Below are 15,251 nucleotides of genomic sequence, written 5' to 3'. Positions count from 1 at the left end.
CAATTTCAGCGGTACAAGCTTCTGCGGAGCAGAAACCCTGATTACATCATGCCGCCCATGCCGCCCATGTCGGGCATTGCAGGTGCGCCGGCACCTTCTTTGGCGGGCTTGTCAGCCACCATCGCTTCAGTGGTGATCAGCAGCGAAGCAACCGAAGCTGCGTCTTGCAGGGCTGTACGCACCACTTTGGCCGGGTCGATCACGCCGAAGTTGAACATGTCGCCATATTCTTCGGTCTGAGCGTTGAAGCCAAAGGTCACGTCGTCGCTTTCGCGGATCTTGCCAGCCACAACGGCGCCATCGACACCGGCGTTTTCAGCGATTTGACGCAGAGGCGACTCGATAGCCTTGCGCACGATCGAGATACCGACGTTCTGGTCGTTGTTCACACCGGTCAGGCCGTCAAGCGACTTGGCCGCCTGAACCAGGGCAACACCGCCGCCCACAACAACACCTTCTTGCACAGCAGCGCGGGTCGCGTTCAGGGCGTCATCGACACGGTCTTTGCGCTCTTTCACTTCGACTTCTGTCATGCCGCCGACGCGGATAACAGCAACACCGCCTGCCAGTTTGGCAACGCGCTCTTGCAGCTTCTCACGGTCGTAGTCCGACGTGGTTTCTTCGATCTGGCCGCGGATCTGGGCAACGCGTGCCTCGATCTCGGCTTTCTCGCCGTTGCCGTCGATGACTGTGGTCTCGTCCTTGGTGATCTGAAGACGCTTGGCGGTGCCCAGCATGTCCATGGTCACGTTCTCGAGCTTCATGCCGAGATCTTCGGAGATCACTTGGCCGCCGGTCAGGATCGCGATGTCTTGCAGCATGGCTTTGCGGCGGTCGCCGAAACCAGGTGCTTTGACAGCTGCGATCTTCAGGCCGCCGCGCAGTTTGTTGACCACGAGGGTCGCCAGCGCTTCGCCTTCAACGTCTTCGGCGATGATCAGCAGAGGCTTCTGCGACTGGATCACCGACTCGAGCAGCGGAACCATGGGCTGCAGCGACGACAGTTTCTTTTCGTGCAGCAGGATCATGCAGTCTTCGAGCTCGGCGGTCATTTTGTCCGCATTGGTCACGAAGTAAGGCGACAGGTAGCCACGGTCGAATTGCATACCTTCGACAACGTCGGTTTCTGTTTCCAGACCCTTGTTCTCTTCAACGGTGATGACGCCCTCGTTGCCGACCTTCTGCATCGCGTCTGCGATCTGCTGGCCGATCTCGGCTTCGCCGTTGGCGGAGATGGTGCCGACCTGTGCCACTTCGGCACTGTCGTTCACTTCACGCGAGGCTGCCTTGATGGCTTCAACCACTTTGGTGGTCGCCATGTCGATGCCGCGCTTGAGGTCCATCGGGTTCATGCCAGCGGCAACCGATTTCATGCCTTCCTTGACGATGGCCTGGGCCAGCACGGTTGCGGTTGTTGTACCGTCACCTGCTTCGTCATTGGTGCGCTGGGCCACTTCTTTGACCATTTGCGCGCCCATGTTTTCGAACTTGTCTTCCAGTTCGATTTCCTTGGCGACCGATACACCGTCCTTGGTGATGCGGGGTGCGCCGAAGGATTTGTCCAGTACCACGTTGCGGCCTTTGGGGCCCAGCGTCACTTTGACGGCGTCAGCCAGAATGTTCACGCCGGCCAGCATGCGCCCGCGGGCATCTGTGTCGAACTTGACGTCCTTTGCCATGTATTTTCTCCTTTGAGAATTAGGGAATGAAGATCAGAGAAACGCGGACGCGCTTACTCGATGATCCCCATGATGTCGGATTCTTTCATCATCAGCAGCTCTTCGCCGTCGATGGTGACCTCGGTGCCGGACCATTTGCCGAACAGCACCTTGTCGCCGGCTTTCACACCCATTTCGATCAGCTCACCGCTGTCTTTGCGGGCGCCGGGGCCTGCAGACACGATTTCGCCTTCGCTGGGCTTTTCCTTGGCGCTGTCGGGGATAATCAGCCCACCAGCGGTTTTCTCTTCGCTTTCCGTGCGGCGTACAAGCACGCGGTCATGAAGCGGTTTCAATGCCATCTTTGCAGCTCCTTGAGGCTCAAAGTTACTCCCTTGGCCCCCGGATCGGGGACCGTTAGCACTCAGCATGTTCGAGTGATAACGTTGCGTATCTAGGGAAGGCTCAACCATGAGTCAACCAGTGTCGCCGCCATAATTTTGCAAAGATTTTTGACACATCCTTGGCAATGGGGCGGAGCTGACTTAGCGTTCGGTGCGGGCGGACAAAAAAGGAAATGCAGGATGGTTCGACAGCTTTTGTTGGCTTTGTCATTTATGGCGCCCTTGGCGGCACATGCCGCGTGCACCGGAACTGATCTGCGCCCCACACTTGATGATGCCGCGCAGGATGAGATTGCTTCGATTTCGACCAACCTGCCATTTTCCGAGGGAAACCATTGGCGCGCGGTCCGGGACAACCAAGTGATCAACCTTGTCGGCACGATGCATATCTTCGATGCGCGTATGGAGGCTATTGTGGACCGGTTGGAACCGGTGGTTGAAACAGCCGACCTGTTGATGGTCGAGATCACCGCCAAGGAAGAAGCGGCGTTGCTGAATGCCATCGCGACCGATCCGTCCATCGCGTTCCTGTCAGATGGCCCAAGCCTGATTGACCTTGTTTCGCCCGAAACCTGGACCGTGTTGTCCGAGGCGGCGCAGGCCCGCGGCGTGCCGCCCTTCATGGCTGCAAAATACCAGCCATGGTTCCTGTCACTGACATTGGGAATAGCGCCCTGCGCCATGGCTGATCTGCATGCCGGTAAGGTTGGGCTGGACAAGATGGTCATGGCCCGGGCCACTGCGGCGGACGTACCCATCGTCGAATTGGAGACCCATCAGGATTTGATCGCGCTGCTTGGATCGGAGCCGATTGAAGAACAGGTGCGGTTTTTGCCGATGATTGCTCAGATGGAGCAGTTCATCGTGGATTCGACCGCGACAACTGTCGAAAGCTACTTCGATGAGAAGCATGGCGAGCTTCTTGCATTCTCACGTGTGTTTTCGCGGGGTCAGGTCGATCTTCCTGATGGCGAGTTTGACGTGCTGTTTGACGACATGATGGAGGAGTTGCTGGTCCAACGGAATCTGGCGTGGATGGACCGGATCGATGCACGCACTGAAGCCAATATCGTCATCGCTGTGGGTGCTGCGCATTTGTCCGGCGACTCCGGCTTGCTGCAGCAACTGTCAGATCGTGGGTTTGAATTGGAGCGTATGCCGTTCTGAGCGCTGCATGGCGTTGGCCCGCAATCAACAAGCCTGACTAGCCCCCAAGAACCTGCCCAGACTGCGCCACCGCTTCGGCCCCCTTGGGCGTCAGGCCATAGACGCCCTTTTCGACCTTTTCGAACCAGCCGTAATGATCGTCGCGCATCATCGCTGTCGCCCGGGTCACACCCGTCTCACGTGCAACATCTGCGCCCTTGCTGGCGCCGACTTCGTACAGAAACAGCGCCAGCTTCAGCGCGTCCTGACGATAGGCGGTGATCAGCCCCACGCGGGTCTGCCCCCCGTCGTTGGGATCACCCTGCCGGGCAGCAAATTCTTTGAGCAACCGGCCCTGCCGCTTGGCGTTCTTGCGGGGTGCATAGAGGCCGGGATCACAATGGACCTGTACCAGCCCATCGGACAGGCGCACGGTCAAAAGGCCAAGTCCAAGGCGACGACACAGGCGCGTCATGTCCTTGGTCGCCTTGAGGAAGCGTTTTCCCTTGCCCCGTTCGACGGCCATATAAACATCGTCGCTGACCCCAAGCCGGGCGACACATTGGTGTACAAGCGCCAGTGAAAATCCCAGCTTCAACTCGACAATGACTGGCGGTTCTCCACCGCGCACGGCCACGACATCGGCGGCCCCAACCTCGGACTTCACCACGTACCCTTGCCCTTCGAGAAAGGTTTTGACGGGTGGGTAGAGGTCGGTTTCGCGGGCTGTCACGTTTGTTTCCAAGCAGTTGGCCCGTGCGAGGAAACCCCACGCACGGGACCGTTGGCAAGCCCTATCGCCCGCCGGTGCGCCCGGGAAAGCGCGGAGGACGCCCGCCGCGCACCTGCGTGTGCAGGACGTGGTCAGGCCTGCGGTTGACGCTTGGCCGCTGTGCACCGGGTTTGCGAGGTTGTGATGTCGTGCGGGTGTCGCCCAATTTCAGGGCTCTTTTCTTGGATATGGGCATGGGGTGCCCCTTCTGTCTGAATTGGATGGGACTGCACATACGTGCAGAACGATCCCCGCAGATGCGGGTCAGGCAGGCTTGTCCATTGGAAAACACTCCTCTGAAAAGGTGCGCGTATCGTGCGCGGAACAGGTGGGCAGTCAGGCCAGCTTGTTCATTTTCAGAGCACTCCTTGGTTTGTGTTTCGCAATCATACAACAGATCGTCAGGCGCGACAATTGCACTCTGACCGGCCCCCGTGACACGCAGGCCAAGCTTGCTATAAGGGCGCCAAATTCTCTTCTCCCAAAGGAATCCCCATTATGACAACGCTCGTTTTTGGCCACAAATCGCCTGATACGGACTCCACCGGTTCGCCCATCATCTGGGCGTGGTATCTGAATGAGATCAAGGGCGTTGAGGCCGAGCCTGTGCTGCTGGGTGAGCCCAACACGGAAGCCGCCTTTGTTCTTGAGAAATGGGACTTGCCCAAGCCGCGCATCATCAGTGCCGTGGACGCGGACCAGCCGGTTGTCATCGTCGACACCAACAACCCGGCCGAGCTGCCCGACGCCATCAACGATGCCGATATCACCGCCATCATCGACCACCACAAGCTGGTCGGCGGTCTGGAAACCAAAGGTCCTATCGATATCCGCATCGAGCCGCTGGCCTGCACCGCTACCATCATGTGGAAGATGATCGGCAAGGACATGGCGCAGATGCCGAACGGTGTGAAAGGCGCGATGCTGTCCTGCATTCTGTCGGACACGCTGGAATTCCGCTCGCCCACCACCACGCAGGAAGACAAGGCGATTGCCCATGATCTGGCGAAAGATCTGGGTGTCGATTTGTCGGCCTATGCGTCAGAGATGTTCGAGGCGAAATCGGACGTATCGGCCTTTTCTGATGCCGAGCTGCTGCGGATGGACAGCAAGGAATATGCCGTCGATGGCACGCAATTCCGCGTGTCGGTTCTGGAAACCACTGCGCCCAAGCTGGTTTTGGACCGCAAGGACAGCCTGATGGCGTCCATGGTCGATGTGGCGAAAGAGGATGGCGCGGACGAAGTGCTGTTGTTCGTGGTCGACATCCTGAACGAGGAAGCCACCATGCTGATCCCCAATGATCGGGTGAAAGGCGTGGCCGAGAAGAGCTTTGATGCCACCGTGTCGGGCGACACCGTCGTCCTGCCCGGCATCATGAGCCGGAAAAAGCAGATCATACCGAACCTCAAGGTCTGAGGTTGCGTGGCGGAGGACACCTTCGCCTTACAGATTGAAGATGCGCAAGGTAGGCGGATCAGTGGTCCGCCTTACTTTTTTGTGCCACCGTTGCTGCGGGAGGACATCATGCGCACCATCAAGACCGAAAAAGACGGCCGGATCGGCCGCATCATCCTGAACCGCCCAGACGTGATGAATGCCATCGACGACGATCTGCCGCACGAATTGCAGGCCGCGGTCGAAGCGTTTGATGCGGACAGGGACGTGCATGTGATGGTACTGTCCGGAGCGGGCCGCGCCTTTTGCGCCGGCTATGACCTCGCGCACTATGCGCAGGACCCGGACAACAAGATCACGCAAGAGATGCCGTGGGACCCGATGCAGGACTATCAATTCATGTGGGCCAATACGCAGTGTTTCATGTCGCTGTTCCGGGCCATGAAGCCGGTCATCGCGAAAGTGCACGGTTTTGCCGTCGCTGGCGGATCGGATATCGCCCTGTGTTGCGACATGGTGGTGATGGAGGATGACGCCCAGATTGGCTACATGCCCGCCCGTGTTTGGGGCTGTCCGACGACGGCCATGTGGGTTTACCGGCTGGGACCGGAGCAGGCCAAACGGATGCTGCTGACCGGCGACAAGATCACAGGGACGGAAGCGGCTGAGATGGGGTTGGTGTTGAAGGCCGTGCCAGTCGATCAATTGGATGCCGAGGTTGAAGCGCTTGCCGCGCGCATGGCGTCGGTGCCGATCAACCAGCTGGCCATGAACAAGATGGTGATCAACCAGACGCTTGAGGCCACGATCAACCAGACCCAGCGTCTTGCTACCGTTTTTGACGGGATCACCCGGCATTCACCCGAGGGGCTGAATTTCAAGGCCCGATCCGAAGCCGTGGGTTGGAAACAGGCCGTGAAGGAGCGGGACGAGGGCCTGTATGACTGGACGAGAGACCACCCGTTGAACGACCCGGATCGTCGCGCCGACTAGGCCCTTTCGCCCCTGCCCCTGCTGTGGCACACCCCGATTGACCAATTCATACCGGAGGCGTCATGGCCCAGATCATCACTTCCCTGTCCGAGATCTCGGATCGTTATGACGCGTTGTTTGTCGATCTGTGGGGCTGCGTCCACAACGGCGTGCATGCCCTGCCCGAGGCCGTGGCCGCGTTGCAAGCGTATCGGGCCAAGGGCGGCAAGGTGGTGCTGGTTACAAACTCACCCCGTCCCCGCGCAGGTGTGACAAAGCAGTTGGTGCATTTTGGTGTGCCGGATGATGCCTGGGACACGATCACCACGTCAGGCGACAGCGCGCGCGCGGCCATGTTCCGGGGATTTGTTGGGTCCAAAGTGTATTTCATTGGGCAGCCGGGCGAAGAGAAATTCTTTGAGCCCATTGGCGTTATCCAGGATCCGGTGAAGATCGAGATGGTGCCCTTGCAGGAGGCCGAAGGGATCGTGTGCACCGGTCCACGCGACCCGATGGCAGACCCGGACGTGATGCGCCCCGAGTTTCTTATGGCCAAACAACTGGGGCTCAAGCTGCTCTGTGCCAACCCCGACATCGTTGTCGATCGTGGCGAGGTCCGTGAATGGTGCGCGGGTGCATTGGCGAAGCTGTATACCGAGATGGGCGGCGAGAGCCTGTATTTCGGAAAGCCCCATCCACCGATCTATGACTTGGCACGCCGACGGCTGGCAGAGCTTGGCGTGGATGTGCCCGACAGCGGTATTCTGGCCATCGGTGACGGTGTGTTGACCGATATCGCGGGTGCGATGGGAGAGGACATTGATTCTCTGTTCATTTCAGGTGGATTGGCAGCGGCGGAAACCAAAACGTCGCACCAGCCGGATCCAGATGCGCTAAGCTCCTACCTTGAAAAGGAAAAAAGCGCGCCGACCTTTGCGATAGGGCATTTGCGCTGACCTACTTTTAGCTTGCTTTTCTGCGCGCGCAAAGTAATTAGATTGCGCGAATACCGAATAAATGTTCGGAAAATTACCGGAGCAAGCTCATGTTGGACAATATGCCCCGCGGCACGATCTGTATCGAAGACATCGAAATGGGGATGTCCCGCCACCTGCGGAAAGTCGTCACGGACGAAGACATCGAGATGTTTGCGCAGGTCTCGACCGACCGGAACCCGGTACACCTGGATGACGACTATGCCCGCGACACGATCTTTCAGGGGCGTATCGCGCATGGGATGCTGACCGCCGGTCTGATCTCAGCCGTTATCGGTGAACAGCTTCCAGGGCATGGCACCGTCTATATGGGCCAATCGTTGAAGTTTCTGGCCCCGGTGCGTCCGGGCGACATGGTCTATGCCGAGGTCAAAGTAATCGACATCGACTTTGCCAAGCGCCGCGTGAGGCTGGATTGCCACTGTGCCGTGGACGGCAAGAAGGTGTTGATCGGCGAAGCAACGGTACTCGCACCGTCGCGGAAGTTCGACTAAACCTCTCATTTAAAACGGCTTTGGGGGCTCTGCCCCCGGCCTTCGGCCTCCCCGTGGTATTTTCAGTCAGAAGAAACGGGTCCTTGCCCTTGTCTGACCGCTTGGCTAGGCAAGGGTCATGAAGATCATTCGGGACTACCAGTTTGTTGATGCCGTCGACCGGGGGGCCAGCGTCGCCATCGGCAACTTTGATGGCGTGCATGTGGGTCATCGGTCCGTTATTGATCTGGCCCAGTCGGCGGCCCCGGACGCGCCATTGGGCGTGTTGACGTTCGAGCCGCATCCCCGTGAGTTTTTTGCGCCGGATGCCCCACCCTTCCGCCTGATGAGCCAGGCCGCGCGCGCGAGCCGCTTGGAGAAGATGGGTATCCGCTATCTCTTTGAATTGCCTTTTCATTCCGGGTTGGCAGGGCTGAGCCCGGAAGAGTTCGCGCAGGATGTCATTTGCGACGGGTTGGGCCTGTCTCACGTCGTGGTGGGGGCCGATTTCTGTTTTGGCAAGAAGCGTGCGGGCACCGCCGCAGACATGAAGCGTTTTGGGCGGGAGATGGGGTTTGGCGTGACTGTCGCGCCCTTGTTGGAACGCGCCGACAACACCGTATCCTCGACCGCCATCCGTCAAGCCTTGTCCGATGGCAGACCGCAGGATGCAGCGGACATGCTGGGGCACTGGCACCGGATCGAGGGGCCGATCATCGGGGGCGAGCAGCGCGGGCGTACCTTGGGATATCCGACAGCGAACATGTCGATTGATGGGCTGCACCCGCCCGCCTTTGGCGTTTATGCTGTTCTTTTCAACGTGTTGGATGGGCCTCATGCGGGTTCGTATCATGGGGTTGCGTCACTGGGTGTGCGCCCGATGTTTGGGGAAAACCGACCGAACCTTGAGACCTTTGTCTTTGATTTTTCAGGTGATTTATACGGTGCGCCGGTGTCTGTCGCCTTGGTTGCGCATCTGCGGGGCGAGGTGAAATTTGACAGCGTGGACGCATTGGTTGAGCAGATGGATACCGACAGTGCGCAGGCGCGCGCTATCCTGGCTGACCTATGAGTGATCCGATTGACCGTGATGGTCTAACCCCCGTTTTTGGGAGAAAAAATCTATTGCAAAGCTGACCCGCAAGGAGTGGGAAGCGCTGTGTGATGGGTGCGGAAAATGCTGTCTGAACAAGCTCGAAGACGAGGATTCCGGTGAGGTGGCGTTGACCCGCGTGGCGTGCCGGTTGCTGGATGACGACACCTGCCGATGTGCCCATTACGAGACGCGGCATCAATTCGTGCCGGATTGCATTGTGCTCAAACCGTCGAATATCGAAGAGCATTTGTATTGGATTCCAAAGACTTGCGCCTATCGCCTCGTTTATGAGGGCAAGCCATTGTTTGATTGGCATCCGTTGATCTCGGGCACCGCGGACACGGTCCATGCGGCGGGTGTGTCGATGCAGGGGCGCACCTTTAGCGAGTTCGACGTGGCGGACGACGATTGGGAAGACCACATCATTGAAGAGCCGACCTAAAAAGCGCGCGGTGTGTTAACCTTGGGCTTGGGCGACGGAATTGACGTTTTCAGAGGCCCCGATGGCGGCAAATCGCGATGTTTTCCCCTGAAACTGCGTATTTTGCGCCCGCAGAAGTCGCCCGAAACCGAGGGCATTTCGCGAAACTGCACATTTTGCCACCCAAACTGCGGATTTTCCCCAACCTCTTGATAAAGCGTTAAGAAAAAGAGTTAATCCGGGGCGTTACGCCGCGGTATCAGACCGCATTCAGGAAGGTGTGCCAGACCTGCGCCACGGCGTCGGGATGTGTGATCGGTCCCATGTGCCCCACCCCGTCGAACACATGTGATGTGACCCGTGGAAGACGTCGTGCAATGGCATTGTTGACCGGTGCTGCCCAGCGCGACGTGGCACCCCCCATCAGAAGCGCGGGCATGGTCGCCTGTTCGAAACAGCCCGGTGCAAGCAGGCCTGCGCTGTCTTCGATCAGGAACAGGGCGGAATGGCGAACGAAGTGGATGCGGTCCACCATATAGGCGCGGCTTTGGGCCGGGATGTCGTCCCATGCAGGCCCCTCGGCCCAAGCGCGGTTGAAGGCGCGCGCAGCGGCTTCGGTGTCGCCTGTGTCGATGGCCGCGTCGAAATCGGTGGTGTCGCGTTTGTAGTTGGGGCCAAAGTCGGGATCGTCCGCGATGACGGGTGCGAAATAGACGGGTTCATACATCGCCACGCTGCGCACACGCGGCGCATGTTCGATGGCAAGACGCAGCGCCACGGTCGCGCCAAAGCTGTGACCGATGATGTCGATGGGTTCGGTGCCAATATCGTCCATGACCTTGAGCGCCATGGCGGTGGCCGTGTCGTGCATGACCCCCTGCCCGTCCCAATCGCCAGACTTGCCATGGTTGGGCAGGTCATAGGCGTGGAGCGTCAAGCCGTCACCCATAGACTGGGCCACCCCACGCCAGACACCGGAATGTCCAAGCGAGCAGTGGATGGCAAGTGCGGGGCGTGGCCCGGACCCGAAGGTCCGGGCGTGGATATGTGGGATCACAATTTGCCGGAGAGGTGCAAATCGAGGTCTTCGAGCTTGTCCTGGCCCCAGAAGCGCTGGTCCCCGTCCACGATGTAGAAGGGTGCGCCGAAGACGCCCTTGTCCACCGCCTGTTCGAGGTTGGCCGCGTATGTTTCGGCCCCGCTGAGCAGCCCGCTGTCGGCCAGCGACGGATCGAACCCTGCCTCGGTCAGGCAGGCCTTGATCACGTCGTCTTGGGCGATGTCCTTTTCCTCGGCCCAGACGGCGCGCAGGATGGCGTGCACCAATGTCCCGAGGTCACCACCACCTGCATTTTGTGCAGCGATAATGGCGTAAGAGGATGGCGCCGCGTTGGTTGGCCAATGTGCGGGTTTGAGGTTGAACGGCATGTCGTATTTCTTGGCCTGCCGCACAAGTTCCTGTGCACGGTATTCGACCCGGTTGATGTGCCGATCCTTGGGAGGGGTGCCGCCGGTCCGCCCAAACAGAGCGATCACATCCAGCGGTTTGTAGGTCACGGTGGCCCCGTGTTGCTGTGCCAGCGCCTCGAACCGTTTCCCGGCCAGGTAGGTGTAGGGCGACAGCGTTGCAAAATAATAGTCGATATGGGCCATTTTGGTCTCCGATCGTGGGGTCACAGGTTTCGCGGGACGGTAAGCACGTGTTAAGCGGAGTCAACATCACGAATCTGTCACAATCGTGCTGCGCGGGGACACGTCATGCCGAACATCGAAGAGCCCAAGTTGATCTCGGGCAATGCCAATCTGCCATTGGCAAATGCAATTGCGCGGCGCATGTCGCTGCACCGCGGGGTCAACGTTGGGCTGGTGGACGCCCGCGTCGAACGTTTCAACGATGGCGAGATCTTCGTTGAGGTGTTCGAAAACGTGCGGGGCGAGGACATGTTCATCATCCAGCCCACGTCGAACCCGGCCAATGACAACCTGATGGAGCTTTTGATCATGTGTGATGCGCTGCGCCGGTCGTCGGCGGCCCGCATCACCGCCGTGATCCCCTATTTCGGCTATGCCCGTCAGGACCGGCGCACCAAGGCGCGCACGCCGATTTCATCGAAGCTGGTGGCCAACATGCTGGTTGGTGCAGGGATCGAGCGGGTTCTGACCATGGACCTGCACGCGGCCCAGATTCAGGGGTTCTTTGATATTCCGGTGGACAACTTGTACGCCTCGCCCATCTTCGCGCTCGACATCAAGACGCAGTTTGCGGGTCGCTTGGACGAATTGATGATCGTGTCACCCGACGTAGGTGGTGTGGCGCGGGCACGTGAGCTGGCGAAGCGGTTGAACGCGCCGCTGTCCATCGTCGACAAACGGCGCGAGAAGCCCGGCGAAGTGGCCGAGATGACCGTCATCGGCGATGTGACGGACAAGGTTTGCATCATTGTGGACGACATGTGCGACACCGCCGGGACGCTCTGCAAAGCGGCCGAGGTGTTGATCGAAAATGGTGCGAAAGAGGTCCATTCCTACATCTCGCATGGCGTGATGTCCGGCCCTGCCGTTGAGCGGGTCACCAATTCAGTGATGAAGTCGCTGGTGATCACCGACAGCATTCAGCCCACCGACGCGGTGAAAAACGCACCGAACATCCGGATTGTGCCAACGGCCCCAGTCTTTGCCCAAGCCATTCTGAACATCTGGCATGGTACGTCGGTGTCGTCGTTGTTCGAGGCCGAGACGCTGTCGCCGATCTATGACGGGATGTACGCGGCCGAGTGATCACGCGCGCAACAGCCGTGTATCATCTGCACCCCTCAGAGTTGCGGGGGGATGCTCTGGTGCCGCTGTCGACGTTGGAACGTACGCAGCCCGATCTGTATGAGCGCGCGATTGCGAAGTACCGTAACAGGTTGGGATCGCTGCGCCGTCCTCTGCCTGAATTGGGATGCCTTTGGGTTGACTGCGTGCAATTTTCGACCGTGCACCCCGAGGATTTGCGGGATGCGATGATCGCAGCGGGTTTTGGTTGGCCCGCCCGGGGACGTCAATTTCTGGTGTTTGATGCCGCGCGGTTGGAGGCCAGCGCGACCCGCATCTGGCTGCATCGCGACACGAGCCCCAGGGAAGACATGGCTGCAGCAATGACGGACATTGTTCCGTTTTCCACTGACCGTTTGCACCATTTGCGCGCCGTGGCGGATGGCACACGGGCCTATCTGACTGAGATGGCGCAGCTTGGGCGCAGGCCGCTCTTGTTCGTTGGCGTGCCGCACATCCTGCATCGGGGGCCAGTGTCCCTTGCTGGAAGTAAACTGTTAACCATCTGATCCTGCCCAGCAATGAAGCATGGTGTCTTTGCGGGGCCACGCTGCCTGCATGACATCTGGACAGCCCCGCCGCGTTGCCCGAATATCCCTGCAAAACAATGGGGAGATTTCACATGAAGACCTTTGTAACGGCCGCCATCCTATCAGTCGCAGCCACCGGTGCCTTTGCGGCGGGCCATTGTGCGGCTGGCAAGACGCTGACCGAGGGCACGTTGACCATCGCAACCGGAAACCCGGCCTACTACCCCTGGGTTCTGAATGATGCGCCCGAGGCGGGCGAAGGGTTCGAGGCTGCCGTGGCCTATGCGCTGGCCGAAGAGATGGGATTTGGCGCCGACCAGGTCACGTGGGTGCGCACATCCTTTGACGAGGCGATCCAGCCCGGCGCCAAGAATTTCGATCTGAACATGCAGCAATATTCGATCACGGCAGAACGCGACAAAGTCGTCGATTTCTCGGCCCCCTACTACACCGCGCCACAGGCCGTGATGACCACGACACCCGTTGTCGAGGGCGGCGCAGAGCCGACGCTGGAAAGCCTCAAGGGGCTGAAGTGGGGCGTTGTCGCCTCGACCACAGCGCTGCCCGTAGTGATGGAGCAGATCGCGCCCGATGCCAGCCCGCTGGTCTATGACGACAATGCCAACGTCACCGCCGCCATGAAGGCGGGCCAGATCGATGCGGCCCTGTTTGACCTGCCCACCGCCCTGTTCACCGCTGCGGTCCTGATGGACAATGGCGTGGTGCTGGGTCAGTTCGATCCATCGGCAGCCGAGAACCCTGACCAGTTCGGGATGCTGATGCCCGAAGGATCCGAGCTGAAAGCCTGTGTCGATGAGGCGCTGGCCGCGATGACCGAAAGCGGCAAGCTGGGCGAGATCGAGGCGCAGTGGCTGCAGGAAGCCACCGGGGTTCCGCTGATCAAGTGACAAGACGGGCCGCGTATGAGGCGCAACAGAAACGTCGCGCCAATCTGATTGCAGGGGTCAGCACGGCAATTGTGCTGGCCCTTGTCGTGTTCCTTGTGCCGCTGGCCCCGGGCTGGGAGGCGGTGCGCGCCTCGTTCTTCAATGGCGAGGTGTTTGTGCGGGTCTTTCCCGACCTGTTGCGCGCCTTCGTGCTGGACGTGGCCATTTTCGCGTGGTCGGTGCCCCTGATCTTTGGCCTGGGCCTTGCCATTGCATTGGCGCGAGGGAACACCAACCCGGCCCTGTTTCCCCTGCGCATCTTTGGTGCGGTTTATGTCGACCTGTTTCGTGGCATTCCGGTGGTTCTGCTGGTTTATCTGGTGGGCTTTGGCATCCCGGGTCTGGGCCTCGCCCGTCCGTGGAACTCCCCTTACATCTGGGGCACCGTGGCGCTGGTGCTAACCTATTCAGCCTATATTGCCGAGGTGTTGCGGTCCGGCATTGAGAGCATCCATGCCAGCCAGCGCAACGCCGCCATCTGTCTGGGCCTGAGCGAACGGGACACGATGCGCTATGTCATCCTGCCCCAAGCCATCCGTCGCGTGGTGCCTGCCAACATGAACATGCTGGTCGCCCTACAAAAGGACGTGGCACTCTTGTCGTTCATAGGCCCCGTGGAAATCCTGCGGCAGGCGGGCATATTCAAATCGCTGCTGGCAAACTTCACGCCCTATGTGGCAGCCGCCGTCATCTTTCTGTGTGTCACCGTGCCTGCCACGCGTTATGCCGACTACCTGATGAACAGGGACCGCGATGCCCGAACCTAGACTGTCGCTGCGTGGCGTGACCAAGAGCTTTGGCGATGTTCAGGTGCTCAAAGGCATCGATATGGACATCGCACCCGGTGAGATGGTGTGCCTGATCGGCGCGTCCGGGTCGGGCAAATCCACGCTGTTGCGCTGCATGAACGGGTTGGAGCCGGTGGATGACGGTGAAGTGCGCCTGGATGGCGTCGATATCGCCGAGCCGGGCTTTGACCTGACGCCCATCCGCCAGCGCATCGGGATCGTGTTCCAGAGCTTCAACCTGTTCCCGCACATGACGGCCTATGACAACGTCGCCCTCGCCCCTCGCCGCGTGCTGGGCGAGGATGCACGGGAGCGGATCGAGGCGTTGTTTGCGCGCTTTGGGTTGGCGGATCACATACGCAAATATCCCGACCAGCTGTCAGGTGGGCAGCAGCAGCGGGTGGCCGTAATTCGCGCGTTGGCGATGCGGCCGCAGACGATGCTGCTGGACGAGATCACCTCGGCCCTTGATCCGGAACTGGTGGGCGAGGTGCTGGATGTGCTGCGGAAACTGCGAGACGACGGCATGACGATGGTGCTGGCCACGCATGAGATGGCCTTTGCCCGCGACGTGGCAGACCGCGTGGTGTTCATGGATCAGGGTGTGGTGGCGGAGGAAGGGGCGCCGGAGCGGATATTCTCGGCCCCCGAGCGGGAGCGGACGCGGCGGTTTCTGGCGAGTGTGCCGCGGTAGCTGTTACAGCTTCGGATGTCCGGTCAGAGCCCAAAGTGTTTGATGCTGCGAACAGTTCGAATGTCTGGACATGCTTGCAGCACTGCTCTCGTGCCGTTCCAAATGGCATCGTTGAACCCGAGCGGCTTTGCAGGTCAATA

The 15,251-nt window shown here is 59.7% G+C and carries 16 protein-coding genes and 1 pseudogene; 12 read left to right on the top strand and 5 right to left on the bottom strand.

The annotated features are described in order from the left end of the window. Window positions 1–41: 41 nt before the first annotated feature. Together groL and ACZ1HN_RS09515 are read right to left on the bottom strand one after the other, a co-directional pair. On the bottom strand, window positions 42–1,679 hold the full coding sequence (groL, locus tag ACZ1HN_RS09520) for a chaperonin GroEL (protein ID WP_299210266.1): 1,638 nt from the start codon (window positions 1,677–1,679) through the stop codon (window positions 42–44). 53 nt (window positions 1,680–1,732) lie between these two features. Next, window positions 1,733–2,020 carry a co-chaperone GroES gene (locus ACZ1HN_RS09515; RefSeq protein WP_147109029.1) on the bottom strand — a complete coding sequence of 96 codons (288 nt, stop codon included), beginning with the start codon at window positions 2,018–2,020 and terminating at the stop codon, window positions 1,733–1,735. A 222-nt stretch (window positions 2,021–2,242) separates the two neighbouring features. Here ACZ1HN_RS09515 and ACZ1HN_RS09510 point away from each other — a divergent pair, with 222 nt between their 5' ends. Beyond that, window positions 2,243–3,229 carry a TraB/GumN family protein gene (locus ACZ1HN_RS09510; protein ID WP_472727313.1) on the top strand — a complete coding sequence of 329 codons (987 nt, stop codon included), beginning with the start codon at window positions 2,243–2,245 and terminating at the stop codon, window positions 3,227–3,229. A gap of 37 nt (window positions 3,230–3,266) precedes the next feature. On the opposite strand, the gene ACZ1HN_RS09505 is transcribed toward ACZ1HN_RS09510, so the two are convergent. Continuing rightward, window positions 3,267–3,941: a DUF2161 domain-containing phosphodiesterase gene (locus ACZ1HN_RS09505; RefSeq protein WP_472727312.1), complete on the bottom strand. Its 675-nt coding sequence runs from the start codon at window positions 3,939–3,941 to the stop codon at window positions 3,267–3,269. A gap of 537 nt (window positions 3,942–4,478) precedes the next feature. Between ACZ1HN_RS09505 and ACZ1HN_RS09500 the strand changes: the two genes are divergently transcribed. From ACZ1HN_RS09500 to ACZ1HN_RS09475, 6 genes and pseudogenes are all read left to right on the top strand, one after another. After that, window positions 4,479–5,399: a manganese-dependent inorganic pyrophosphatase gene (locus ACZ1HN_RS09500; protein ID WP_472727311.1), complete on the top strand. Its 921-nt coding sequence runs from the start codon at window positions 4,479–4,481 to the stop codon at window positions 5,397–5,399. A 108-nt stretch (window positions 5,400–5,507) separates the two neighbouring features. Beyond that, window positions 5,508–6,371: a crotonase/enoyl-CoA hydratase family protein gene (locus tag ACZ1HN_RS09495; protein ID WP_472727310.1), complete on the top strand. Its 864-nt coding sequence runs from the start codon at window positions 5,508–5,510 to the stop codon at window positions 6,369–6,371. Between the two features lie 62 nt (window positions 6,372–6,433). Further along, entirely contained in the window at window positions 6,434–7,306 is an 873-nt protein-coding gene (locus ACZ1HN_RS09490; protein ID WP_472727309.1) for a TIGR01459 family HAD-type hydrolase, read from the top strand. Between the two features lie 89 nt (window positions 7,307–7,395). Continuing rightward, the gene (locus tag ACZ1HN_RS09485) at window positions 7,396–7,839 is read left to right on the top strand and encodes a MaoC family dehydratase (RefSeq protein ID WP_299210279.1); all 444 of its coding nucleotides are present in this window, start codon (window positions 7,396–7,398) and stop codon (window positions 7,837–7,839) included. Window positions 7,840–7,957: 118 nt separating this feature from the next. Next, complete coding sequence (locus ACZ1HN_RS09480; RefSeq protein WP_472727308.1) at window positions 7,958–8,890, top strand: bifunctional riboflavin kinase/FAD synthetase; 933 nt, start codon at window positions 7,958–7,960, stop codon at window positions 8,888–8,890. Continuing rightward, a pseudogene (locus tag ACZ1HN_RS09475) lies at window positions 8,887–9,356 on the top strand (YcgN family cysteine cluster protein). Before ACZ1HN_RS09480 ends, ACZ1HN_RS09475 begins: the two are co-directional and overlap by 4 nt. A 238-nt stretch (window positions 9,357–9,594) precedes the next feature. Here the strand turns inward: ACZ1HN_RS09475 and ACZ1HN_RS09470 are convergent. Together ACZ1HN_RS09470 and ACZ1HN_RS09465 are read right to left on the bottom strand one after the other, a co-directional pair. Further along, window positions 9,595–10,392 (bottom strand): alpha/beta fold hydrolase, encoded by a 798-nt coding sequence (locus ACZ1HN_RS09470; protein WP_472727307.1) that lies wholly within the window; start codon window positions 10,390–10,392, stop codon window positions 9,595–9,597. Further along, a complete protein-coding gene (locus ACZ1HN_RS09465) occupies window positions 10,389–10,988 on the bottom strand; it encodes a 2-hydroxychromene-2-carboxylate isomerase (protein WP_299604338.1) in 600 nt (199 codons plus the stop codon). The genes ACZ1HN_RS09470 and ACZ1HN_RS09465 overlap by 4 nt, the downstream gene beginning before the upstream one ends. Before the next feature lie 105 nt (window positions 10,989–11,093). On the opposite strand from ACZ1HN_RS09465, the gene ACZ1HN_RS09460 reads away from it, so the two are divergent. From ACZ1HN_RS09460 to ACZ1HN_RS09440, 5 genes are all read left to right on the top strand, one after another. Further along, a complete protein-coding gene (locus ACZ1HN_RS09460) occupies window positions 11,094–12,113 on the top strand; it encodes a ribose-phosphate pyrophosphokinase (protein WP_299210289.1) in 1,020 nt (339 codons plus the stop codon). Continuing rightward, a complete protein-coding gene (locus ACZ1HN_RS09455; RefSeq protein ID WP_472727306.1) occupies window positions 12,110–12,661 on the top strand; it encodes a hypothetical protein in 552 nt (183 codons plus the stop codon). The genes ACZ1HN_RS09460 and ACZ1HN_RS09455 overlap by 4 nt, the downstream gene beginning before the upstream one ends. Window positions 12,662–12,774: 113 nt before the next feature. After that, the gene (locus ACZ1HN_RS09450; protein ID WP_472727305.1) at window positions 12,775–13,590 is read left to right on the top strand and encodes an ABC transporter substrate-binding protein; all 816 of its coding nucleotides are present in this window, start codon (window positions 12,775–12,777) and stop codon (window positions 13,588–13,590) included. After that, the gene (locus ACZ1HN_RS09445; RefSeq protein WP_299210295.1) at window positions 13,587–14,396 is read left to right on the top strand and encodes an amino acid ABC transporter permease; all 810 of its coding nucleotides are present in this window, start codon (window positions 13,587–13,589) and stop codon (window positions 14,394–14,396) included. The genes ACZ1HN_RS09450 and ACZ1HN_RS09445 overlap by 4 nt, the downstream gene beginning before the upstream one ends. Further along, window positions 14,383–15,111 carry an amino acid ABC transporter ATP-binding protein gene (locus ACZ1HN_RS09440; RefSeq protein ID WP_472727304.1) on the top strand — a complete coding sequence of 243 codons (729 nt, stop codon included), beginning with the start codon at window positions 14,383–14,385 and terminating at the stop codon, window positions 15,109–15,111. The genes ACZ1HN_RS09445 and ACZ1HN_RS09440 overlap by 14 nt, the downstream gene beginning before the upstream one ends. The last annotated feature ends 140 nt before the right edge of the window (window positions 15,112–15,251 follow it).

Source organism: Tateyamaria sp. GN1-10 (genome assembly GCF_055693845.1).
Note: the sequence above shows the minus strand (reverse complement) of the source record. Positions and strands in the feature narration are given on the sequence as shown.

Excerpts from the sequence above, each read along its gene's own strand:
- ACZ1HN_RS09510 (WP_472727313.1), top strand. The coding sequence starts at position 2,243 with ATGGTTCGACAGCTTTTGTTGGCTTTGTCATTTATGGCGCCCTTGGCG.
- ACZ1HN_RS09450 (WP_472727305.1), top strand. The coding sequence starts at position 12,775 with ATGAAGACCTTTGTAACGGCCGCCATCCTATCAGTCGCAGCCACCGGT.
- groL (WP_299210266.1), bottom strand. The coding sequence starts at position 1,679 with ATGGCAAAGGACGTCAAGTTCGACACAGATGCCCGCGGGCGCATGCTG.
- ACZ1HN_RS09480 (WP_472727308.1), top strand. The coding sequence starts at position 7,958 with ATGAAGATCATTCGGGACTACCAGTTTGTTGATGCCGTCGACCGGGGG.
- ACZ1HN_RS09460 (WP_299210289.1), top strand. The coding sequence starts at position 11,094 with ATGCCGAACATCGAAGAGCCCAAGTTGATCTCGGGCAATGCCAATCTG.
- ACZ1HN_RS09465 (WP_299604338.1), bottom strand. The coding sequence starts at position 10,988 with ATGGCCCATATCGACTATTATTTTGCAACGCTGTCGCCCTACACCTAC.
- ACZ1HN_RS09490 (WP_472727309.1), top strand. The coding sequence starts at position 6,434 with ATGGCCCAGATCATCACTTCCCTGTCCGAGATCTCGGATCGTTATGAC.
- ACZ1HN_RS09500 (WP_472727311.1), top strand. The coding sequence starts at position 4,479 with ATGACAACGCTCGTTTTTGGCCACAAATCGCCTGATACGGACTCCACC.
- ACZ1HN_RS09495 (WP_472727310.1), top strand. The coding sequence starts at position 5,508 with ATGCGCACCATCAAGACCGAAAAAGACGGCCGGATCGGCCGCATCATC.
- ACZ1HN_RS09440 (WP_472727304.1), top strand. The coding sequence starts at position 14,383 with ATGCCCGAACCTAGACTGTCGCTGCGTGGCGTGACCAAGAGCTTTGGC.
- ACZ1HN_RS09515 (WP_147109029.1), bottom strand. The coding sequence starts at position 2,020 with ATGGCATTGAAACCGCTTCATGACCGCGTGCTTGTACGCCGCACGGAA.
- ACZ1HN_RS09485 (WP_299210279.1), top strand. The coding sequence starts at position 7,396 with ATGTTGGACAATATGCCCCGCGGCACGATCTGTATCGAAGACATCGAA.